Annotated in this window: 18 protein-coding genes; 10 read left to right on the forward strand and 8 right to left on the reverse strand. The window is 66.3% G+C overall.

Translation table 11 applies throughout. The features are described from left to right. Positions 1-64 precede the first annotated feature (64 nt). Together AC5P8D_RS07955 and uvrA are read right to left on the reverse strand one after the other, a co-directional pair. Positions 65-472 (reverse strand): acyl-CoA thioesterase, encoded by a 408-nt coding sequence (locus AC5P8D_RS07955; RefSeq protein ID WP_049434629.1) that lies wholly within the window; start codon positions 470-472, stop codon positions 65-67. After that, positions 472-3,465, reverse strand: a complete 2,994-nt coding sequence (gene uvrA / locus AC5P8D_RS07960; RefSeq protein WP_414614372.1) for an excinuclease ABC subunit UvrA — start codon at positions 3,463-3,465, stop codon at positions 472-474. Before uvrA ends, AC5P8D_RS07955 begins: the two co-directional genes overlap by 1 nt. A 337-nt stretch (positions 3,466-3,802) precedes the next feature. Here uvrA and rplU point away from each other — a divergent pair, with 337 nt between their 5' ends. The 3 genes from rplU to cgtA all read left to right on the forward strand — a co-directional run bounded on the left by rplU (position 3,803) and on the right by cgtA (position 5,623). Continuing rightward, positions 3,803-4,111, forward strand: coding sequence for a 50S ribosomal protein L21 (gene rplU / locus AC5P8D_RS07965; RefSeq protein ID WP_005408557.1), 309 nt, complete (start codon positions 3,803-3,805; stop codon positions 4,109-4,111). 18 nt (positions 4,112-4,129) lie between these two features. Beyond that, a complete protein-coding gene (rpmA, locus tag AC5P8D_RS07970) occupies positions 4,130-4,393 on the forward strand; it encodes a 50S ribosomal protein L27 (RefSeq protein ID WP_005415704.1) in 264 nt (87 codons plus the stop codon). Positions 4,394-4,570: 177 nt separating this feature from the next. Next, positions 4,571-5,623, forward strand: a complete 1,053-nt coding sequence (cgtA, locus tag AC5P8D_RS07975; RefSeq protein ID WP_495203227.1) for an Obg family GTPase CgtA — start codon at positions 4,571-4,573, stop codon at positions 5,621-5,623. A 216-nt stretch (positions 5,624-5,839) separates the two neighbouring features. Here cgtA and rpsT read toward each other — a convergent pair whose 3' ends face one another. Then, positions 5,840-6,109, reverse strand: a complete 270-nt coding sequence (rpsT, locus tag AC5P8D_RS07980; RefSeq protein ID WP_005408560.1) for a 30S ribosomal protein S20 — start codon at positions 6,107-6,109, stop codon at positions 5,840-5,842. A 117-nt stretch (positions 6,110-6,226) separates the two neighbouring features. Between rpsT and murJ the strand changes: the two genes are divergently transcribed. The 7 genes from murJ to AC5P8D_RS08015 all read left to right on the forward strand — a co-directional run bounded on the left by murJ (position 6,227) and on the right by AC5P8D_RS08015 (position 15,912). Next, positions 6,227-7,831 carry a murein biosynthesis integral membrane protein MurJ gene (murJ, locus tag AC5P8D_RS07985; protein ID WP_029379866.1) on the forward strand — a complete coding sequence of 535 codons (1,605 nt, stop codon included), beginning with the start codon at positions 6,227-6,229 and terminating at the stop codon, positions 7,829-7,831. Positions 7,832-7,906: 75 nt separating this feature from the next. Further along, entirely contained in the window at positions 7,907-8,854 is a 948-nt protein-coding gene (locus AC5P8D_RS07990; protein WP_010483316.1) for a bifunctional riboflavin kinase/FAD synthetase, read from the forward strand. Continuing rightward, entirely contained in the window at positions 8,851-11,682 is a 2,832-nt protein-coding gene (gene ileS / locus AC5P8D_RS07995; RefSeq protein WP_433897311.1) for an isoleucine--tRNA ligase, read from the forward strand. The genes AC5P8D_RS07990 and ileS overlap by 4 nt, the downstream gene beginning before the upstream one ends. After that, the gene (gene lspA, locus AC5P8D_RS08000; protein ID WP_010483311.1) at positions 11,682-12,206 is read left to right on the forward strand and encodes a signal peptidase II; all 525 of its coding nucleotides are present in this window, start codon (positions 11,682-11,684) and stop codon (positions 12,204-12,206) included. Before ileS ends, lspA begins: the two co-directional genes overlap by 1 nt. A 27-nt stretch (positions 12,207-12,233) precedes the next feature. Continuing rightward, positions 12,234-13,184 carry a 4-hydroxy-3-methylbut-2-enyl diphosphate reductase gene (gene ispH, locus AC5P8D_RS08005; RefSeq protein ID WP_010483308.1) on the forward strand — a complete coding sequence of 317 codons (951 nt, stop codon included), beginning with the start codon at positions 12,234-12,236 and terminating at the stop codon, positions 13,182-13,184. Positions 13,185-13,366: 182 nt separating this feature from the next. Beyond that, complete coding sequence (locus AC5P8D_RS08010) at positions 13,367-15,250, forward strand: M61 family metallopeptidase (protein WP_049455612.1); 1,884 nt, start codon at positions 13,367-13,369, stop codon at positions 15,248-15,250. After that, positions 15,247-15,912, forward strand: coding sequence for a lysoplasmalogenase (locus AC5P8D_RS08015; RefSeq protein ID WP_495203228.1), 666 nt, complete (start codon positions 15,247-15,249; stop codon positions 15,910-15,912). The genes AC5P8D_RS08010 and AC5P8D_RS08015 overlap by 4 nt, the downstream gene beginning before the upstream one ends. A gap of 82 nt (positions 15,913-15,994) precedes the next feature. Here the strand turns inward: AC5P8D_RS08015 and AC5P8D_RS08020 are convergent, their stop codons facing one another. Genes AC5P8D_RS08020 through AC5P8D_RS08040 form a run of 5 tightly spaced genes read right to left on the reverse strand, consistent with a single transcriptional unit; the run spans position 15,995 to position 22,040 of the window. Then, positions 15,995-16,714: a hypothetical protein gene (locus AC5P8D_RS08020; RefSeq protein WP_049434649.1), complete on the reverse strand. Its 720-nt coding sequence runs from the start codon at positions 16,712-16,714 to the stop codon at positions 15,995-15,997. After that, positions 16,711-17,667: a hypothetical protein gene (locus AC5P8D_RS08025; protein ID WP_049434650.1), complete on the reverse strand. Its 957-nt coding sequence runs from the start codon at positions 17,665-17,667 to the stop codon at positions 16,711-16,713. The genes AC5P8D_RS08020 and AC5P8D_RS08025 overlap by 4 nt, the downstream gene beginning before the upstream one ends. 46 nt (positions 17,668-17,713) lie before the next feature. After that, positions 17,714-20,512 carry a TonB-dependent receptor plug domain-containing protein gene (locus tag AC5P8D_RS08030; protein ID WP_495203229.1) on the reverse strand — a complete coding sequence of 933 codons (2,799 nt, stop codon included), beginning with the start codon at positions 20,510-20,512 and terminating at the stop codon, positions 17,714-17,716. Positions 20,513-20,523: 11 nt separating this feature from the next. After that, positions 20,524-21,492, reverse strand: a complete 969-nt coding sequence (locus tag AC5P8D_RS08035) for a DUF4880 domain-containing protein (protein WP_049482715.1) — start codon at positions 21,490-21,492, stop codon at positions 20,524-20,526. Beyond that, positions 21,489-22,040 carry an RNA polymerase sigma factor gene (locus tag AC5P8D_RS08040; protein WP_265351262.1) on the reverse strand — a complete coding sequence of 184 codons (552 nt, stop codon included), beginning with the start codon at positions 22,038-22,040 and terminating at the stop codon, positions 21,489-21,491. The genes AC5P8D_RS08035 and AC5P8D_RS08040 overlap by 4 nt, the downstream gene beginning before the upstream one ends. Positions 22,041-22,242: the final 202 nt, after the last annotated feature.

Below are 22,242 nucleotides of genomic sequence, written 5' to 3' on the forward strand. Positions count from 1 at the left end.
TGCGGAATGGCAAGGAAAAAGCCGCTCGAGAGCGGCTTTTTCCAAGGTGCGGCAGCGTTGCTGTTCAGCTCGACGCGCTGCGGATCGCCTCCGGCAGCGGTGCGCTCTTGCCGGTCTGCGTATCCATCCACACCACCACCACGTTGCCGTCGGAGTACAGCTTCGAGTCGTCCTGCTGGTCGACGATGCGATGGCCGATGGTCACGCTGCTGTTGCCCAGGCGCTCGACGAACAGCTCGACCAGGATGTCGTTGGGCCACACGATCGGCAGCCGGTAGTTGACGTTGGTCGCGGCCACCACCGGTGCGATGCGGTCGGTCATCGACACGCCTTCAACGCCCAGCATCCAGCGCACGCGCGCTTCCTCCAGATAGGAAATGTACTTGGCGTTGTTGACGTGGCCCATGCTGTCCATGTCACGCCAGCGCACGCTGATCGGGATGCGGGCCAGGATCTTGTGTTCGCTGCTCATCAGGCGTCCTTCTTCTTCTTGCTGGCAGTAGCGGTCTTGCTGGACTTGCCGGTGCTCTTGGAAGCCACCGCCTTCTTTGCCGGCTTCTCCGGCTTCACCTTGCGCGGCGGGCGGGCGTCGGGCTTGTTGGCCACGGCGGCGGGCTGCTCCGGGCGTGCGTTGGTGGAGGGCAGCATGCGCGCCAGGAACTGGCCGGTATACGACTGCGGGCAGGCCGCCACGTCTTCCGGCGTGCCGGTCACCAGGATCGTGCCACCGCGGTGGCCGCCTTCCGGGCCAAGATCGACGATCCAGTCGGCGGTCTTGATCACATCGAGGTTGTGCTCGATCACCACCACCGTGTTGCCTTCGTCGCGCAGCTTGTGCAGCACGCCCAGCAGCGCTTCGATGTCGTGGAAGTGCAGGCCGGTAGTCGGCTCGTCCAGGATGTACAGGGTGCGGCCGGTATCGCGGCGCGACAGTTCCTTGGACAGCTTCACGCGCTGCGCTTCACCGCCGGACAGCGTGGTCGCGCTCTGGCCCAGCTTGATGTAGCTCAGGCCGACGTCGACCAGCGTTTCCAGCTTGCGCGCGATCGACGGCACCGGCTCGAACAGCTTCAGTGCATCCTCGACGGTCATTTCCAGCACGTCGTTGATGTTGAAGCCCTTGTACAGGATCTCCAGCGTCTCGCGGTTGTAGCGCTTGCCATGGCACACATCGCAGGGCACGTACACGTCCGGCAGGAAGTGCATCTCAACCTTGATCAGGCCGTCGCCCTGGCAGGCCTCGCAGCGGCCACCGCGCACGTTGAAGCTGAAGCGGCCCGGCGAGTAGCCGCGCGCACGCGCCTCGGGAACCTGTGCGAACAATTCGCGCAGGGGGGTGAACAGGCCGGTGTAGGTGGCCGGGTTCGAACGCGGGGTGCGGCCGATCGGCGACTGGTCGATGTCCACCACCTTGTCGAACAGGTCCAGGCCATCGATCTCCTTGTAGGGAGCGATCGGGTGCGAGGCGCCGTTGATCTCGTTGGCGGCCAGCGAGAACAGGGTGTCGTTGATCAGGGTCGACTTGCCCGAGCCGGACACGCCGGTCACGCAGGTCAGCAGGCCCGACGGAATCGCCAGGTCCACGCCCTTCAGGTTGTTGCCGGTCGCCCCGCGAAGGTGCAGGGTCATCTTCGGGTTCGGCGTGTGCCGGCGCGCCGGGATCTCGATCGCGCGCTTGCCCGACAGGTACTGGCCGGTCAGCGAGCGCGGGGCTTCCAGGATGTCCTGCAGGGTGCCCTGGCCGACGATCTCTCCGCCATGCACGCCCGCGCCCGGGCCGATGTCCAGCACATAGTCGGCCAGGCGGATCGCATCCTCGTCGTGCTCGACCACGATCACCGTGTTGCCCAGGTCACGCAGGCGGGTGAGGGTGCCGAGCAGGCGTTCGTTGTCGCGCTGGTGCAGGCCGATCGACGGCTCGTCGAGCACGTACATTACGCCGACCAGGCCGGCGCCGATCTGGCTGGCCAGGCGGATGCGCTGCGCCTCGCCACCGGACAGGGTGTCGGCCTTGCGCTCCAGGGTCAGGTAATCCAGGCCGACATCGACCAGGAAGCCGAGGCGTTCGCCGATCTCCTTGACGATCTTCGTGGCGATCTCGCCGCGCCAGCCCGGCAGGCTCAGTTCGCTGAAGAACTTCAGTGCCTCGTCGATCGGCAGCACCACCAGCTCCGGTAGCGGACGATCGGCCACGAACACGTTGCGTGCCGCCTTGTTCAGGCGCGCGCCGTTACATTCCGGGCACGGTTGTTCGCTGATGTACTTGGACAGCTCCTCGCGCACCGCCGGTGACTCGGTTTCCTTGTAGCGGCGTTCGAGGTTGGGAATGATGCCCTCGAAGCGGTGCTTGCGCTGGGTGCGGCCACCGGCTTCGGTGAAGTAGGTAAAGGTGATCGTTTCGTCGCCGCTGCCGTACAGCACGGCCTGCTGCACCTTGGCCGACAGCGAGTTCCACGCGGCGTCCACGTCGAACTTGTAGTGCTTGGCCAGCGAGGCGATCAGCTGGAAGTAGTAGGCGTTGCGACGGTCCCAGCCACGCACCGCACCAGCGGCCAGCGACAGCTCCGGGTGCACCACCACGCGCGAAGGGTCGAAGAACTCGGCGATGCCCAGGCCATCGCAGCCGGGACAGGCACCCATCGGTGCGTTGAACGAGAACAGACGCGGTTCCAGCTCCGGCAGCGAGTAGTCGCAGACCGGGCAGGAGTACTTGGAGGAGAACAGTGCCGGCGTGGCGTCGGCGGTGTCCAGGCTCTGCACCGAGGCCATGCCATCGCCGAGCTTCAGCGCGGTCTCGAAGCTCTCGGCCAGGCGCTGCTTGATGTCCTCGCGCGGGCGGAAGCGGTCGATCACCGCCTCGATGGTGTGCTTCTGGCGCAGCGCCAGCGGCGGCACCGCATCGATTTCATGCAGCTCGCCGTCCACGCGCACACGCACGAAGCCCTGCGCGCGCAGCTGGTCGAACACCTGGGCGTGTTCGCCCTTGCGGTCGCGGATGACCGGGGCCAGCAGCATGTAGCGCTGTTCCGGGTCCAGGGTCAGTACCTGATCGACCATCTGGCTGACCGTCTGCGCTTCCAGCGGATAGCCGTGGTCCGGGCAGCGCGGAGTGCCGACGCGGGCGTACAGCAGGCGCAGGTAGTCGTAGATCTCGGTGATGGTGCCGACCGTCGAACGCGGGTTGTGCGAGGTCGACTTCTGCTCGATCGAGATGGCCGGAGACAGGCCTTCGATGTGGTCCAGGTCCGGCTTTTCCATCACGCTCAGGAACTGGCGCGCATAGGCCGACAGCGATTCGACGTAGCGGCGCTGGCCTTCTGCATAGATGGTGTCGAACGCCAGCGAGGACTTGCCCGAACCGGACAGGCCGGTGATCACGATCAGCTTGTCGCGGGGCAGGTCGAGGTCGAGGTTCTTCAGATTGTGCGTCCGCGCGCCGCGGATGCGGATGAAATCCATCGCCATGGGGGATCCGGTTGTGGGGGCGTTGGCTGGGTGCCGGGCCAGCAGGGAACGGCAATCGGTCAGCCTACCGAGGTGACCAGATGGGGGCAATGGGCGACAATGCCAGCCCGATGTCTCACCTGATGAGACAGGCCGACAGCTTTGTGTAGAGCCGGGCCATGCCCGGCTGCCTGGGCCCCGGACCGTTCAGCCGGGCATGGCTCGGCCCTACAGGGCCGGCCCCGGGCTGTGCAGGGGTTGACTTGACCCGCGCCCGCTGATCTGCGTACAATTCCGCTCCTGTCCGCCCTCGATGGCGGCAGCTCAGACCACAATAACTACAGAGGAAGGCCTGGTCATGTACGCAGTACTGGTCACCGGCGGTAAGCAATACCGCGTGGCGCAGGGCGAAAAGCTCCGCATTGAAAAGCTCGAAGTCGAAGTCGGCAGCGAGATCAAGTTTGACAACATCCTGATGCTGGGTGACAGCGACGGCGTGAAGCTGGGCGATGCGCTGAAGGGCGCTGCCGTCACCGCCAAGGTCCTGTCCCAGGGTCGTGCTGACAAGGTCCGGATCATCAAGTTCCGTCGCCGCAAGCACCACATGAAGCGTCAGGGTCACCGTCAGTACTACACCGAAATCGAGATCACCGGCATCGCCGGCTAAGCATCAGGAGAAGCAGTCATGGCACATAAAAAGGGCGTAGGCTCCTCGCGCAACGGTCGCGACTCCAACCCGAAGTACCTGGGCGTCAAGATCTTCGGCGGCCAGGCCATCGAAGCCGGCAACATCATCGTGCGTCAGCGCGGCACCCAGTTCCATCCGGGTTCGGGCGTTGGCCTGGGCCGTGACCACACCCTGTTCGCCCTCGTGGACGGCAAGGTGGAGTTCTCGGTCAAGGGCGCCAAGAAGCGCCGCACCGTCAGCATCGTCTCGGCCGACGCCTGATCCAGGCATCGCCGGCACCCGTGCCCCGGCATGGGAGTGCTGCATGAAGAGCCCCGCTTCGGCGGGGCTTTTCGTTAGAGTTGAAGCAAGACCGGCTTGGCCGGGTTACCGGCCCGCGGCCGGCATGACATTCAAGGTGGCGGCCAGCAGGCCGCGCCCATCGCAGGCATCGAAACAATGAAACTGGTAGACGAAGCAGAAATCGAAGTGTTCGCCGGCAACGGCGGCAACGGCTGCATTGGCTTCCGTCGCGAGAAGTTCATTCCGCTCGGCGGCCCGGACGGCGGCGACGGCGGTGCGGGCGGCAGCGTTTACATCCGCGCCGACGAAAACCTGAACACCCTGGTCGACTTCCGCCATGAGCGCATCTTCAAGGCGCAGCGTGGCGAGAACGGCATGGGGCGCCAGGCCTATGGCAAGGGCGGCGAAGACCTGACCATCACCGTGCCGGTCGGCACCGTGGTGATCAACGTCGCCACCGATGAAGTCATCGGCGACCTGACCCAGCACGGCGATCGCCTGCTGGTGGCCAAGGGCGGCCGCGGTGGCCTGGGCAACATGCACTTCAAGAGCTCGACCAATCGCTCGCCGCGCCAGGCGCTGCCGGGCGAGCCGGGTGAGGAGCGCACGCTGAAGCTGGAGCTGAAGCTGCTGGCCGACGTCGGCCTGCTGGGCTTCCCCAATGCCGGCAAGAGCACCCTGATCCGTGCCGTTTCGGCTGCAACGCCGAAGGTGGCCGATTACCCGTTCACCACGCTGTACCCGAACCTGGGCGTGGTGAAGGTGGAGAACCACCGCAGCTTCGTGATCGCCGACATTCCGGGCCTGATCGAAGGCGCTGCGGACGGCGCCGGCCTGGGTGCGCAGTTCCTGCGCCACCTGCAGCGCACCCGCCTGCTGCTGCACCTGGTGGACATCTCGCCGATGGAAGGCGGCGTGGAGGGGATTTCGCCGGTGGAGCAGGTGCGTGCGATCGAACGCGAGCTGGAGAAGCACGATCCGGAGCTGCTGAACAAGCCGCGCTGGCTGGTGCTGAACAAGGCTGACCTGATGTTCGAAGACGAGGCGAAGGCCGCGGCCGAGCAGATCGTCGCCGAGCTGGGCTGGAAGGAGCCGTGGTTCCTGGTCTCGGCGCTGGGCCGCGAAGGCACCTTCCCGATCATGAGCCGGATCATGGCGTTCTTCGATCGCCAGAAGGAAGACGAGCTGGAAGCCCGCAACGCGCAGTGATGCCGTTGTGGTTCCGTGCAAAAACCCGGCTTCGGCCGGGTTTTTTGTTGGGACTGCTTTTTCTGTAGAGCCGAGCCATGCTCGGCTTTCCGCGCAGACGGCAGCCGAGCATGGGCTCGGCTCTACATAAGCTGGATCGCAGGCAACAAAAAACCCGGCCGAGGCCGGGCTTTTGTCTGCAGCCCAAGCCCCGAAGGGCAGGGCGGCAACGCCGGATCAGGCGGCCTTGAGGGCCTTGATGCGGTCGTTCAGGCGGCTCTTATGGCGAGCAGCCTTGTTCTTGTGGATCAGGCCACGCGCGCTGAAGCGATCCAGGATCGGCTGGGCAACGGCGAAGGCGGCTTCGGCGCCGGCGGCATCGTTGGCGTCCAGCGCCTTGATCACTTTCTTGACAGCGGTGCGCAGCATCGAGCGCTGAGCCACGTTGCGCGCGTTGCGCACGACGGTCTGCTTGGCGCGCTTCTTGGCGGACTTGATATTGGCCACGGTGGTGGTTTCCTGAAAAAATCGGTGTTATGGGAACAGCAAGCTAGCTAGTATGATGGCCCGAGAAATGCACGTCAAGTCGATTGTCAAGAGGGACGCTGAGTGAGTTCACCGAAGATGTTGCGAGGCCTGCTGTCGTTCAGCAGCATGACCATGGTCTCGCGGGTGCTCGGACTTGTCCGGGACCAGGTGATCACCACCACGTTCGGCACCAATGCGGTCACCGATGCGTTCTGGGTTGCCTTCAGGGTACCCAATTTCCTGCGCCGGTTGTTCGCCGAAGGCTCTTTCGCCACCGCTTTCGTGCCGGTGTTCACGGAAGTGAAGGAAACCCGCAGCCACGCCGAACTGCGTGAGTTGATGGCCCGCACCGCCGGTACCCTGGGTGGGGTGCTGATGCTGGTCACCGCCGTGGCGCTGATCTTCGCACCGCAGCTGGCCTCGGTCTTCTCAAGCGGCGTTGATACCGACCCGGTGAAGCAGGGCCTGCTGATCGACCTGTTCCGCCTGACCTTCCCGTTCCTGTTGTTCGTCTCGCTCACCGCGCTGGCCGGCGGTGCGCTGAACAGCTTCCAGCGATTCGCCATGCCGGCGCTGACCCCGGTCATCCTCAACCTGTGCATGATCGCCGGTGCGCTGTGGCTGGCCCCGCGGCTGGGCGGCACTCCAGAGAAGCAGATCCTGGCACTGGGCTGGGCGGTACTGGCGGCCGGCATCCTGCAACTGCTGTTCCAGCTGCCCTCACTGAAGGGCATCAACCTGCTGACCCTGCCGCGCTGGGGCTGGAGCCACCCGGGCGTGCGCAAGGTGATGACGCTGATGGTGCCGACCCTGTTCGGCTCGTCGGTGGCGCAGATCAACCTGCTGCTGGACACCGTCATCGCGGCCAAGCTGACCGATGGCTCGCAGTCCTGGCTTTCGCTGGCCGACCGCTTCCTGGAGCTGCCGCTGGGCGTGTTCGGCGTGGCGCTGGGCACGGTGATCCTGCCGGCGCTGGCCCGCCACCACGTGAGTACTGACCGCGAGGGCTTCTCGCGCTCGCTGGACTGGGGCCTGCGCATGACCCTGCTGATCTCGGTGCCGGCCATGCTGGGCCTGCTGCTGCTGGCCGAGCCGCTGATCGCGACCATCTTCCAGCATGGCCAGTTCAGCGCCTTCGACACCCGCATGACCGCGCTGTCGGTGTACGGCCTGAGCTTCGGCCTGCCGGCGTTCGCCCTGTTGAAAGTGGTGCTGCCGGCGTTCTACGCCCGCCAGGACACCAAGACGCCGGTCCGTGCCGGTGTGGCCGCGCTGGTGGCCAACATGGTGTTCAACTTCGCGCTGCTGGCCGTGCTGTACCAGGTGATGGTGCCCGATGAGCTGAAAGCGCAGGGCGTAATGGCGGCCATCGGCAAGCAGCCGGGCCTGCACCTGGCGCTGGGCATTGCCAGCGCACTGTCCAGTTACCTGAACCTGGGCCTGTTGTGGTACTGGCTGGGCAAGACCGACGTCTACCAGCGCCGGCCGGGCTGGGGCGGCTATCTGCTGCGCCTGCTGCTGGCCTGTGCGGCCATGGTTGGTGTGCTGCTGGCCCTGTTGCACTGGCTGCCAGCGTTCTCCGCGATGGGTGTCTGGGAGCGGATCGGCAGCCTGTCGCTGCTGGTCGGCGGTGGCGGTGCGACCTACGCGGTGGCCATGCTGGCGATGGGCTTCCGCCCGCGCGACCTGCGTGGGCATTGATCGCGGCCCGTGGCGGCTATACTTCAGGGTTACACCATTGAAACGGCGGCCCCGGTCGGGCCGGAACGAGAGTTGATGAGCAGGCTGTTCAGAAGCGTCGAGGGCGGGGAGCTGTTCCCGAACGGAAGCGTGGTCTGTATCGGTGCATTCGACGGCCTCCACCTGGGTCATCGTGCGCTGGTCCGCCACGCGGTTGCCCGCGCGCGCGCCTTGGGCGTGGCCGCGGTGGCCGTGGCGTTCGAGCCGCTGCCGCGTGAATTCTTCGCCCAGGGCACGCCGCCGCCGCGGCTGACCCTGGCCCGCAGCAAGGTCGAGATCCTGCGCGAGCTCGGTGTCGATGCGATCGGCCTGCTGCGTTTCGACGCGGCAATGGCGGCGATGCCGGCCGAGACCTTCGTGCACCAGCTGCTTGTCAATCGCCTGAGTGCGCGTGAGGTCTGGATCGGGCCGGAGTTCTGCTTCGGCAACCGCCGTCGCGGCGACCTGGCCCTGCTGCAGAAGATGGGCGCCGAACTGGGCTTTACCGCGGGTGAAATCGAAGCGGTCGACCTGCATGGCGAGCGCATCTCCAGCACCCGCATCCGCCAGCTGCTGCAGGAGGGCGACTTCGCCCGCGCCAACGATCTGCTGGGCCGACCGTACGCGATCAGCGGCCGGGTGGTGCGCGGGCGCCAGCTCGGCCGTACGCTGGGCTTCCCCACCGCCAACCTGCGTTTCCCGAAGACCCCTGCGCTGTCGGGCATCTACGCGACCTGGGTGCACGGCGTGTTCGACCAGCCGTGGCCGTCGGTGTCCAGCTTCGGCACGCGGCCGACGGTGGAGGGCGTGGAGCCGCTGCTGGAAGCCCACCTGTTCGATTTCCAGGGCGACCTGTACGGTCGACACATCGAAGTGGAATTCGTCGCCAAGCTGCGCGACGAAGAGAAATTCAATGATCTGGCGGCCCTGACCGACCAGATGCACCGCGACGCCGAACAGGCGCGCGCCATCCTTTCCGAACATAGATTGCGAGCCACTGCGTGAGCCAGGACTACAAGACCACCCTGAACCTGCCAGCCACCGAATTCCCGATGCGCGGCGACCTGCCCAAGCGCGAGCCGGGCATTCTGGCGCAGTGGGAAGCGCAGGGGCTCTACCAGCAGCTGCGCGACAACGCCGCCGGCCGCCCTCTGTTCGTGCTGCACGATGGCCCGCCGTACGCCAACGGCCGCATCCACCTCGGCCACGCGGTCAACAAGATCCTGAAGGACATCATCGTCAAGTCGCGCTACCTGGCCGGCTTCGATGCGCCCTACGTGCCGGGCTGGGACTGCCATGGCCTGCCGATCGAGATCGCGGTCGAAAAGAAGTGGGGCAAGGTCGGCACCAAGCTCGACGCCGTTGAATTCCGCCAGAAGTGCCGCGAGTTCGCCGAAGAGCAGATCAACATCCAGCGCGTGGACTTCAAGCGCCTGGGTGTGACCGGCGACTGGGACAACCCGTACAAGACCCTGAGCTTCGACTTCGAAGCCAACGAGATCCGTGCGCTGGCCAAGGTCGTGGCCAATGGCCACCTGGTCCGCGGCGCCAAGCCGGTGTACTGGTGCTTCGACTGTGGCTCGGCGCTGGCCGAGGCCGAGATCGAGTACCAGGAAAAGGAATCGCCGGCGATCGACGTGGCCTACGCCGCGCGTGATGCGCAGGCCATCGGCCAGGCGTTCGGCGTGAGCGTGCCGGCCGACGTCGAAGTGGCGGTGCCGATCTGGACCACCACCCCGTGGACGCTGCCGGCCTCGCTGGCGGTATCACTTGGTGCGGAGATCAACTACATCCTGGCCGAAGGCCCGGCGCACAACGGCAAGCGCCGTTGGCTGGTGCTGGCTGCCGCGCTGGCCGAGCGCGCACTGCAGCGCTACGGCGTGGACGAAGTGGTGCTGCACGGTGAAACCACCGGCGCGGCGCTGGAAAACCAGCTCCTGGCGCATCCGTTCTACCCGGAACGCGGGATCCTGGTGCTCAACGGCGACCATGTGTCCGACGAGGACGGTACCGGTGCGGTGCATACCGCCCCCGGCCATGGCCAGGAAGACTTCGTGGTCAGCCAGAAGTACGGCCTGCTGGACAAGTACAACGCCGGCCAGGTGACCCCGATCGACGGCCGTGGCGTGTACCTGGAATCGACCCCGCCGGCCGGTGACGTGGTGCTGGCTGGCCAGCACCTGTGGAAGGCGCAGGAGGCCATCGTCGGCGTGCTGCGCGACAACGGTTCGCTGCTGGCGTTCCATCCGATCCGCCACAGCTACCCGCACTGCTGGCGCCACAAGACGCCGGTGGTGTTCCGCGCCACTCCGCAGTGGTTCATCTCGATGGACAAGGCCAACCTGCGCAACGATGCGCTGGCCGCCATCGACACCGTCGGCTGGTTCCCGACCTGGGGCAAGGCGCGCATCCAGAGCATGGTCGACGGTCGTCCGGACTGGACCATCTCGCGCCAGCGCACCTGGGGTGTGCCGATCGCACTGTTCACCCATCGCCATACCGGCGAGATCCACCCGCGTTCGGTGGAACTGATGCAGCAGGTCGCCGACCGCGTCGAAGCCGAGGGCATCGACGTGTGGTATTCGCTGGATGCTGCCGAACTGCTGGGTGCCGAAGCGGCCGACTACGAGAAGGTCACCGACATCCTCGACGTCTGGTTCGATTCGGGCGTGACTCATGAGGGCGTGCTCGCCGCGCGTGGCTTCGGCAAGCCGGCCGATCTGTACCTGGAAGGTTCCGACCAGCACCGTGGCTGGTTCCAGTCTTCGCTGCTGACCGGCGTGGCGATCGACAAGCGCGCCCCGTACAAGCAGTGCCTGACCCACGGCTTCACCGTGGACGAGCACGGCCGCAAGATGTCCAAGTCGCTGGGCAACGGCATCGAGCCGCAGGACATCATGAACAAGCTGGGCGCGGACATTCTGCGCCTGTGGATCGCCTCGGCCGACTACAGCAACGAGATGTCGCTGTCGCAGGAGATCCTCAAGCGTAACGCCGACGCCTACCGTCGCCTGCGCAACACCGCACGCTTCCTGCTCGGCAACCTGGACGGTTTCGATCCGGCCCAGCACCTGCAGCCGCTGGATCAGATGGTCGCGCTGGACCGTTGGATCGTGCATCGCGCGTGGGAGCTGCAGGAGAAGATCAAGGCGGCCTACGACGGCTACAACATGGCCGAGATCGTGCAGCTGCTGCTGAACTTCTGCAGCGTGGACCTGGGCTCGCTGTACCTGGATGTGACCAAGGACCGCCTGTACACGATGCCGACCGATTCGCACGGTCGCCGTTCGGCGCAGAGCGCGATGTACCACATCGCCGAAGCGTTCACCCGCTGGGTCGCACCGATCCTGACCTTCACCGCCGACGAGCTGTGGGGCTACCTGCCGGGCGAGCACGCCGGCCACGTGCTGTTCACCACCTGGTACGACGGCCTGGCGCCGCTGCCGGCCGATGCGCAGCTCAACGCCGCCGATTTCGACCAGCTGCTGGCTGTGCGCGAGCAGGTGGCCAAGGTGCTGGAACCGATGCGCGCCAACGGTGCCATCGGTGCCGCGCTGGAAGCGGAAATCACCATCGCCGCCAGCGAAGAGCAGGCCGCGCGCTGGCAGCCGCTGGCCGATGAACTGCGTTTCCTGTTCATCAGTGGTGACGTGCAGGTGCGTCCGGCGACCACCGACGAGGTGTTCGTCAGCGCCCAGCCGACCACCAAGGCCAAGTGCGTGCGTTGCTGGCACCACCGCGCCGACGTCGGCAGCAATGCCGATCATCCGGAGCTGTGCGGTCGCTGCGTGAGCAACATCACCGGTTCCGGTGAAGTGCGGAGCTGGTTCTGATGGCCGCGCCCCGTCCACATCCGAACGCCCTGGTCTGGCTGCTGCTGTCGGCGGCCATCATCGGCCTGGACCAGTGGTCCAAGGCCTGGGTCCTGTCGAGCCTGCCGGAGTTCCAGCCGGTGGTGGTCATCGATGGCTTCTGGAACTGGTACCGCACCTACAACACCGGTGCGGCGTTCAGTTTCCTGAGCGACGCCGGTGGCTGGCAGAAGCACTTCTTCACCGTGCTGGCGATCGTCATCAGCGGCCTGATGGCCTGGTGGCTGCGCGGTACCGCCCGTGGCAACTGGAAGGCGGCCGTGCCGTATGCGCTGATCATCGGCGGCGCGATCGGCAACGTGATCGACCGCCAGGTGCATGGTCATGTGGTCGATTTCATCCAGTGGTACGTGGGCAGCTACACCTGGCCCTCGTTCAACATCGCCGATTCGGCCATCGTGGTGGGTGCCATCGGCATCGCCCTGTTTGGCCTGTTCGACGGCAAGTCCGCCAAAAAGGCGGATAATGCCAATCCGAAACCGTAAGCCGGCCGCTGCCGGGAGATTGAACTGATGGATGTGCTGCTCGCCAACCCGCGTGGTTTCTGTGCCGGTGTCGATCGTGCGATCGAGATCGTCAAGCGCGCGATCGAAACGCTGGGCGCGCCCATCTACGTCCGCCATGAAGTGGTGCACAACCGTTTCGTGGTCGACGACCTGAAGCAGCGCGGCGCGATCTTCGTCGAAGAACTCGATGAAGTGCCGGACAACAACACAGTCATTTTCAGCGCCCATGGCGTGTCCCAGGCCGTGCGCCAGGAAGCCGATCGCCGTGGCCTGAAGGTGTTCGACGCCACCTGCCCGCTGGTGACCAAGGTGCACTTCGAGGTCGCCCGCCACTGCCGTGCCGGCCGTGACGTGGTGCTGATCGGCCACGCGGGTCACCCGGAAGTGGAAGGCACCATGGGCCAGTGGAACCGCGAAGCCGGCACCGGCCAGATCTACCTGGTGGAGGACGTGGAACAGGTTGCCACGCTGCACATCAACCAGCCGGAAAACTTCGCCTACACCACCCAGACCACGCTGTCGGTGGACGACACGCGCGGCATCATCGATGCATTGCGCGAGCGCTTCCCGGCGATGCAGGGCCCGAAGAACGACGACATCTGCTACGCCACGCAGAACCGCCAGGACGCCGTGCGCGACCTGGCCAAGCGCTGCGACCTGGTGCTGGTGGTCGGTTCGCCGAACAGCTCCAACTCCAACCGTCTGAGCGAGCTGGCCCGCCGTGAGGGCGTGGAGTCGTACCTGATCGACGGCGCGCACGAGATCGATCCGGCGTGGGTGGCAGGCAAGCAGCACATCGGCGTGACCGCAGGTGCCTCGGCGCCGCAGGTGCTGGTCGACGGCGTGCTCGCGCGCCTGGCCGAGCTGGGCGCCAGCGGCGTGGGCGAACTGGACGGCGAACCGGAATCGATGGTGTTCGCGCTGCCGAAGGAACTGCGGTTGCGGTTGGTCGACTGACCGCGGAAGCGCCTCATCCACGCATGGCGTGGATCTACTGAAACTGCTCTGGCGGGTGCGAACCTGGGTTCGCACGCTTTTTCGCATGCAAGGATGGGCGGCCTGCCCATGACCTTTGGCCATGGGGCGGGGCACCTTACAGGCCTAGCATCGGAAGATTCTCCGTTGTTGGAAGTTGCCCGATGAAGACCCGAGCCTTGGCGATGTCGTTGCTGTTCGCGCTGGCGGCCACGCCTGCACTGGCGCAGACCTCGCCACCGGCGAACGCGGCGGCTGCCGGCCTGCTGCGCATCGAGGTCGACGCGCGCGATCTGGCCCGTCGCATCTTCAAGGTGACCGCCACGGTGCCGGCCAAACCCGGCCCGATGACCCTGCTGTACCCGCAGTGGATTCCCGGCAACCATTCGCCCACCGGCCCGATCGATAAATTGGCCGGCCTGCGCGTTACCGCCAACGGCAAGCCGCTGGCCTGGCAGCGCGATCAGTACAACGTCTATGCGTTCAAGGTGAACGTGCCGGAGGGCGCCAGCGAGATCGTCGCCCACTTCGACTTCCTGTCCTCGCAGGGCGGCAGCCAGGGCCGGGTGGTGATGACCCCGGAGATGCTCAACCTGCAGTGGAATGCCAATTCGCTGTATCCGGCCGGCGTCGATGCGCGCCAGCTGCAGGCGCAGGCCAGCGTGACCCTGCCCAAGGGCTGGTCATTCGCCACTGCGCTGGAAACCGCGCGCCGCGACGGCGACACCGTGGTGTTCAAGCCGATCTCCTACGACCACCTGGTCGATTCGCCGCTGTTTGCCGGCGAGCACTATCAGCGCATCGATCTCGATCCGGGCGCGAAGGTACCGGTGTACCTCAATGTGTTTGCCGACGACGCCAAGTCGCTGAAGCCGAGCGAGGCGCAGATCACGATGCACCGCGCGCTGGTGCAGCAGGCCGACAAGCTCTACGGTGCGCGCCACTACAACCACTATGAGTTCCTGCTGGCATTGACCGACCGCCTCGGTGGCATCGGCCTGGAGCATCACCGTTCCAGCGAGAACAGTGCCGATCCGGGCTACTTCACCGAGTGGGACAGCAACGCGTGGATGCGTGACCTGCTGCCGCACGAGTACACCCATTCCTGGAACGGCAAGTACCGTCGCGGCGCCGACCTGGCCACCGCCAACTTCAACGTGCCCATGGGCGACAGCCTGCTGTGGGTGTACGAAGGGCAGACCCAGTTCTGGGGGCAGGTGCTGGCAGCACGCTCGGGGTTGTGGTCGGCTGCGCAGGCGCGCGACATGCTGGCCAATGTGGCCGCGACCTATGACCGTGGCCGCCCGGGCCTGGCCTGGCGTCCGCTGCAGGACACCACCAATGACCCGACCATCGCCCAGCGTCGCACGCTGCCGTATCGCAACTACCAGATGAGCGAGGACTACTACTCCGGCGGCCAGATGCTGTGGCTGGAAGTGGAGGGCAAGCTGCGCGAACTGAGCGGCAACCGCCGCAGCTTGGACGACTTCGCGCGCGCCTTTTTCGGCGTCGGCAATGGCGACTGGGACGTCAATCCGTACACCTTCAATGACGTGGTCGCGACCTTGAACGGCATCGCGCCGTACGACTGGGCCACGTTCCTGCGCGGGCGCCTGGACGGCCACGGTTCGTTGACTGGCGGCCTGGAGCTGGCGGGTTGGAAGCTGGTCTACCGCGATACCCCGAACGATGCCTACAAGGCGCAGGAGAAGCGCGCGAAGGCGGCGCTGCTGGCGTACTCGCTGGGTGCGACCGTGCTCGACAACGGCACGGTCGGTGATGTGATCTGGGACAGCCCGGCCTTCAACGCCGGTCTTGCACCTGGCATGAAGGTGATCGCGGTGGGCGGGCGCGAGTACAGCAGCCAGCGCTTGAAGGACGCGGTGGCTGCGGCAGCGAAGGACAAGGCGCCGATCATGTTGCTGGTGAAGCAGTTCGACCGCATTGAAACCATGAGCATCGCTTACCACGGTGGCCTGCAGTACCCGGTGCTGGAGCGCATCACCGGCAAGCCCGACCGCCTTGCAGATCTGTGGAAGGCGCGATGAAGTCGCGCGCCCGCGATGGCGTGGTCCTGTTGATGGCGATCCTCGCCATCGTCGGCGCGTTCCTGCACGGCGATGGGCGATGGCTGCACTGGCTGGCCAAGCCCGCGACCACGCTGCTGATCGCGGCCATAGCCTGGCGTGTGCATGATCCGGCGCAGCCGTTCTACCGCCGTGCGGTGCTGGCCGGCATGCTGCTTTCGTGCGTGGGCGACATCGCGCTGATGCTGCCGATGGATGCGTTCGTGCCGGGACTGGTCGCGTTCCTGCTGGCGCATGTCTGCTACATCGTCGCCTTCCGCGATGGCCTGCGTGCCGGGCGCGGGCTGTTCGGCGCCGCTGTGCTGCTGGGTGCATTTGCCGTGCTCAACGTGATGGGCCTGTGGCCGCACCTGCCGGTGCCGATGCGTGTGCCGGTGCTGGCCTACGTGGTGGTGCTGGCGTCGATGGCGGTGCTGGCCCTGGCACGGCAGTGGCGCAGCCCGCAGCCCGATGCCGTGGACGCCCGAAGCGCCCGCTGGGCCGCGGCAGGTGCATTGCTGTTCGTGGCCAGCGATTCCCTGCTGGCCTGGGACCGCTTCGCCGTTGGCCTGCCGTTGGCCAGCCTGCTGGTGTTGTCCACCTACTACGGCGCGCAGTACGCCATCGCCCGCTCGGTGAAATAGAAAAAGGGGACGGAGGGGATTAAGTCGCAATCCGCACCAAGGCACATACGACTTAATCCCCTCCGTCCCCTTTTTGTGTGGCCTATCGGCGGTGCACGCCGCGCAGGGTGCCCTGCGCATCGAACTGCAGGCGCACGGATTCGCGGTCACCGGCGACGTCATCCGGCAGCCACACCAGCTTGCCGCCCTTGCGTACGATCACATACACGTGGCCGACTTCGGATGCGGGGTTCTGCAGGGCATTGCGTTGTTCCTGCAATGCCTGCGCCACGCGCGGCACGGCCTCGAAATCGATGCTGGCCAGGGATGTGCTGCTGCGCTGCAGGCTGATGGTCGGCGCGAACTGCTGCGGGTTCACCGGATTGCCCTTGCGCCACTGGCCACGTTCAAAGTGATAGCTGTCAACGTGGCCCGGCTGTTGCGGATCGACCAGATCCAGGTTGATGCGGCCATCGTCGTAGAAGTGGATGCTGTGGAAGACCGTCAGCCGCTGACCGGCCAGTGCCGGCAGCTGCTCCAGTGCCTGACGGGCAGCCAGCAGGTAGTCCGCATCGAACAGGCGATTGTTGCGCTCGGGCGCCGCAGCGGTACTCGCCGCGGGGAAGGGCGCCGGGGACGGCACAAGCGATACGGGTTGTTCGCGCGGCAACTGTGACGAGACGGAGGGTGGCAACCGGTCCGGCTGTACCGAATGCCCCAGCGTTTCGCTGATGGTCTGCACTGCGCCGCCGGCAATGGCCGCGCCCGCCAGAACCAGCAGCACTACCAGGAACACCGTGCGGGTGGAGGGCGGCTGTTTCATATTCCCTCCAGCCGCACGTTGCTGCGGTCATCCGGGTCGTACAGCAGCGTCACGTGCTCGCGCGGGATGTTGGCCAGTTCAATCAGCGGGATGAAGCGGCGCACGCGGGCCTGTTGCACGCTGCCTTCGCGGTCGATGTATTCCAGCTGGAACTCCACCTGCGGCTGTTCGTTGAGGTAGGTGCCGGTCTGACGCACCTTCAACACCCGGGCCTCAACGCCGATGCCGCGATACTTCAGCGAATCGCCGCGGGCATCGGCGTGCAGCAGGCGGCCGAGCAGGCGCAGGCCCAGCGCATAGCCACATAGCACCAGCGGGCACACCAGCAGCGGGTGACCGAACGACAGGAAGGTCCAGCCCAGTCCCTCGTTCTGCAGCCGGTAGGCCAACACATAGGCAGCGGTAACGGCTGCGATGCCGAGTGCTGCACCGATGCCACGCCGCCACAGGCTGGCAACATTCAGTTCGGGCTGGGCGCCGTCCAGCACGATGTTGGGGAATGCCCCGGGCGTCCGGCCCAGGCGCGCATCGATGTGCCTGCCCACCTCGAAGCGATGCAGCTGGGGTTTGCTGTCGACCACCAGCATCTGTTCGCGGATCGGCGTACCGGACAGGTTCTTGAAGGACAACTGCAGTTTCCACTGCGCGAAGCCGCGCACCTGCACGCCGGTCTGTTCGGCCTGTTCGATCAGCGCACTGCGCGGTTCACCGTCGGCCAGGATCGACTGCACCCGGTGCAGTGCGCGCAGTGGCCCCAGCAGCAGGTAGTGCAGGAAGGCGAACAGCAGCGTCAGCCACAAGGCCATCGACAGTGCGAGCAGCAACAGTGCCGGCCACGGCGCGCTGCGGTCGACCAACGCCACCGGCCACGAGGTGCCGAAATAGAGAATGCAGGGAAAAGGCAACGCGAAGAACAGCAGGAACGCGCCCCAGAACCAGAGATAGGCTTTCATGGGGGAAGGGGACCGCGGTGGAACAGGGCGCGTAGATTACTACGCTTCAGCGGAACTGCAGGGTAAGCAGGTAGTAGCGGCCGAGCGGATCGTCCAGCCCCGGCATCTGCCCGCCATTGCCGACCAGATAGTTCACCGGTTGCGCATCGAGCACATTGTGCACGTCCAGTGCTGCGACGATGCGTGGGCCGAGGCGGCGTGCCAGGTGCAGGTTCCAGCGCAGCTGGCGTGGATTCATGCAGTGGTTCTGTTCGACCTGATCCTGCGGGCACTCGGCCCCGGGCAGCCAGGCACGGGTGCGACCGACCTGGTTGCCGCGCAGGGCGATGTCCCAGTTGCTGTTCTGCCATTGCACGTTCAACACCGCAGCCAGCTCGGGTGTCACATGGCCGCGCAGGTCCACGGCGGCCTCGTGGTCACGGCGGCGACGCAGCTCCTGCTGTTTCAGCGCATCGAGCGACAACAACCACTGGCCGTTGCTGCCGCTGTCGATGCGGTACTCGCCACGCAGCACCCAGTTACGGGACGTGGTGCGACCGATGTTGTCGAACGACAGGCGCAGGCTGCTCAGGTGGCCGTCTTCATCCAGTTCCCAAGTGCTGCGATTCCACACCGCATCGTTGGGTTGCAGGGCGAGGATCTCGTTGCGCAGTTCCACGATGTTGTGGGTCAGCGACAGCGAGAACGTATCGCTGGGTGTCCACGTGGCTGCCAGCGAATGGCTGCGCGATCGCTCGGCCTTCAGTGCATCGTTCTCTACGACGTTGGCCGTGACGCTGCAGCCGCCACCGCGGGTGGCGATTGCACATTCCGGAAGGGCATTGGACACCGGAAGCGTGATCGAGCCGAAGTAGCCGGGAGGCCGACGTTGCTCGAACAGGCTCGGTGCACGGTAACCGCGCCCGCTGGCCAGCAGGAACGACCAGTGCGGCGTCGGGCTCCAGCGCAGCCCGGCACGAGGCGAGAACGCCATGAAGCCGCCGTCGCGGTCCCAGCGTGCAGCCAGGTCCGCGCGCAGCGTGGGTGCCAGCGGCAGGCCCAGCTCGGTATAGACGCCACTGCTTTGTCGCGACAGGCGGCGTTGCTGCTGCGGCAGGCCCAGCGCAAGGTCGCCCTGGCTCAGCAGCGCATCCGGACGCGAGACCCAGCGTTCATGGCGCAGGTCGATGCCGGTGGCCAGCTGCGCATTGCCCCCGGGCATTGCCATCAGTTCACGCTGCACACCCCACCAGCCCTGCCATTGTGCGGTGCTGCCGCGGTTGCGGATGGACGGAAACAGCGTGTCCGCCTCGGCCGCCGGCGGCGCGTCGAAACCGGGAGTGAACCTGCGCGCCTGCGTTGCTTCAAGCAGGCGCGTCGTACGCACGGTGCCGGCAGTGGACAAGGTGACTTCGCTGCGCTGCGCGCTGATGCCCGCCTCCCAGCTGCGCCGGCCCTGGTCACGGCCGATGCCGACGGTGACGTCCGCATCGGTGGCGCGGACGCTGGGGCGCACGTTGCCGGCCTCGCGCAGCACACTGTTGAAGGTGATTCCGCGCGAGACTACGGCAACGGCAGTCGGGCCCAGGTCGAAGCGCTGACGGTTGTGACTGGCCCGTGCCTCGACATAGGCATAGCGTCCCTCGCCACGTTCATGCCGGTAGTGCAGGTAGGCCGACGCGGTATCCGAGGCGGGCTGCAGCGAACGCGGGCGCGCGCTGTCAAACCAGCAGCCATCCTCGCGCCGCTTCAGGGGCGGCTCGCAGCGTCGGGCGGGCACGTACCAGTTGCCGAAGATCGCGCCGATCGGATACAGCGAGGTTTCCGCATGCCAGTCACGCTGGTCACCGGCGACATGCTCGACACGGTGCAGATCCAGGCCGGCAAACCAGCGGTCCCCATTGCCACGCGCGCCGCCCGTGGCGGCCTGCAGGCGGTACTGGCCCGCATCGCCGCGGCTGCTGAGTCCGGTCTGCAGCATGGCTTCGGGCCCATCGGCCTGGTCGCGCAGGATGATGTTGACCACGCCGGACATGGCATCGGCCCCATAGATGGCCGAGGCACCGCCGCGTACCAGTTCGATGCGGTCGACGAAGCTCAGCGGAATGCCGCCGAGGTCGGTGAGCCCACCCTGTTCCAGCGACACCATGGGATAACGCGGCAGGCGCCGGCCGTTGACCAGGAACAGCGTCGCCCGCGGGCCCATGCCGTCCAGGCTGGTGGTGGCCGCTGCACCCACCGGCAGGTACTGCGAATCGCCGCCGCGCGAGGTACTCATGGCGGGATGGCCGTTCATGCCGGGCAGGTGCCGCAGCAGGTCGAACAGATTGCCGTAGCCACTGCGCAGGATGTCGTCGCGATCGATGGTGGTGACCGGCAGTGTGGTCTGCACCGAAGAGCGCGGCAGCCGGCTGCCGGTGACGTGGATGGGTGCCAGTTCCACCTGGTGTGGCGTGTCGGCGGACCTGGGAGCCGGGTGCGGCAGGCGCGGGGCTGCGACCGCTTTCGGTGGCGTGGCAGGTGGCTCGGGATGGACACGTCGCACGACAAAGGCACCCGAGGACGTGCGCAGGATGTTCACCGGCAGGCCGGCGACCAGCAGCTTCAGGGAGGCCCCCGTATCGCGTTGGCCACGTGTGCCAGTGGTGCGCAGATCATCCAGTTCACGTGCGTCGAACAGCAGGGCGGTGCCACTCTGCCGGGCCCATTGCTGCAGTGCCGGCACCAGTGGGCCCGCACCCACGTCGATCTCCAGCGTGCCGGCGGGCTCGCCGGCATCGGCCATCGGTAGTGCGGCAACACCCAGTGCAAGGCATAGCAGGGCGCGGAGCAGCCCCCACTGCAGCGCACCCGGACCTGCCGTCACTGCCGGTCTCCTCAGTAGGTGCGGCGCAGTTCCAGCGCGCCATCCGGACGCGTCTGGCCAGCCACGGACCAACCCAGTTCCAGCGCCGACAGCAGCTCCTGTGCATCACCGGCGCGGAAGGTGCCGCTTACAGCCAGGTCGGTGATCTCCGGATCGACGATCACCAGCGGCGTGCGGCCATAACGGTTCATGCGCTCGACCACGATCGACAGGGGCGTGGCATCGAACACCAGTTGCCCCCGCAGCCAGCCTTCAGCGGCTGCGTTGGACGAGAGGGCAGGGCCCGGCTGGATGCGGCCGGAGGGCAGTACCTGCAGCTGTTGGCCAGGCGCCAGCGTGTGCTGCGCTGCGCCGTTGCTGACTTCCACGGCACCTTCCAGCAGCGCGACCTCGACCAGGCCGTCGCGCAGGCGTTCCACCTGGAAGGTCGTGCCGATGTCACGGATCGTACTGTCGCCGGCGTGCAGTTTCAGCGCCTTGTTCGACGGTGCGACCTGCAGTTGCAGCCGGCCCCGCTCCAGCACCAGATCACGATGGCGCCAGCCGAAGCGGGCGCGGAGGGTGGTGCCGGCATCCAGCATGGCGACGCTGCCATCGGCCAGCGTCTGCTGCTGTGGCTGGTGCGAATCATTGGCGTAGACCTGCGGCGTCGGGTTGCCGTCGATGGCAACCATCCAGCCGATGCCGATCGCCATGCAGACACCGGCGGCAGCGGCCACGCCCGGCAGCCAGCGCCGGCGCGGCGGACGCGCCGCCCGTGCCGCGGCGGTGCGCAGCCAAGGGTCAGCCGCAAGCGCCGCACCCTGCTGGAACAGGGCTTCGGCCTGCACCCAGGCTTTGACGTGGGCCGGATCTTCGGCCAGCCAGTCCTCGAACGCCTCGCGTTCGACCGACGTGCAGTCCGGGGCTTCCAGGCGGGCTACCCAGGCGCTGGCGCGTTCAAACAGCTGTGCATCATCCCTGTGCGGGGTGCCACTCATTGGCCGTCCCTGTCGTTGTGCAGCGGATCCGATCCCAACTCCTGACGCAGGCCCTGCAGGGCCCGGGCGATATGTTTTTCCACGGTCTTGGCAGTAATTCCACAATGCCGCGCGATCTGCGTGTAGCTCATGCCGGTGATGCGGTTGAGCAGATAGACCTCGCGTGCGCGTTCGGGCAGCTTGAACAGGGCCTGCCGCAGCAGGGACAGCATCTGCCCTGACTCGGCCTGGCGCAATGGATCGGGCGAGGAACTGGACGGTTCGTCGCTGCCATCGTGTTCGGCCAGCGGCAGATGCGGCCGCGACTGCGGCGAGCGGCCGCGGTCTGCCAGGCGGTTGCGGGCGATACGATACAGCAGCAGGCGCAGTTCGTCCGGGCCCTGTGCGCGGTAGCGGATCAGCCGCTCCATGCAGTCCTGCGCGATATCCTCCGCATCCTCAGGCCCGACCCCCCGCGTGCGCAGGAACGCGCACAGCGGTGCGCGCTCTTCGCGCACGAACGCGATGAAGGCATCCGCAGGTGCGGGTAGCTCCGGCGCGCGATGGATCAGGGGAGACGGGGTGGACAGGGCTGGCCTCGACTGTCGGTGGCGAATGCGTCATCGAGTTTTACGCGACGATGACCGGATGGGGAAGAGTGTGCATCGATCGGATTCTCATTGTGAATGTATTCATTTTTCAGGATCCGTTCCACTGGGGGAGATCACCCCGCTGTGGCGTTGATCGTTCTACCCGCGTGTTGCGGGTGGA

The organism is Stenotrophomonas sp. YJH_SMC_101-4 (assembly GCF_059370395.1).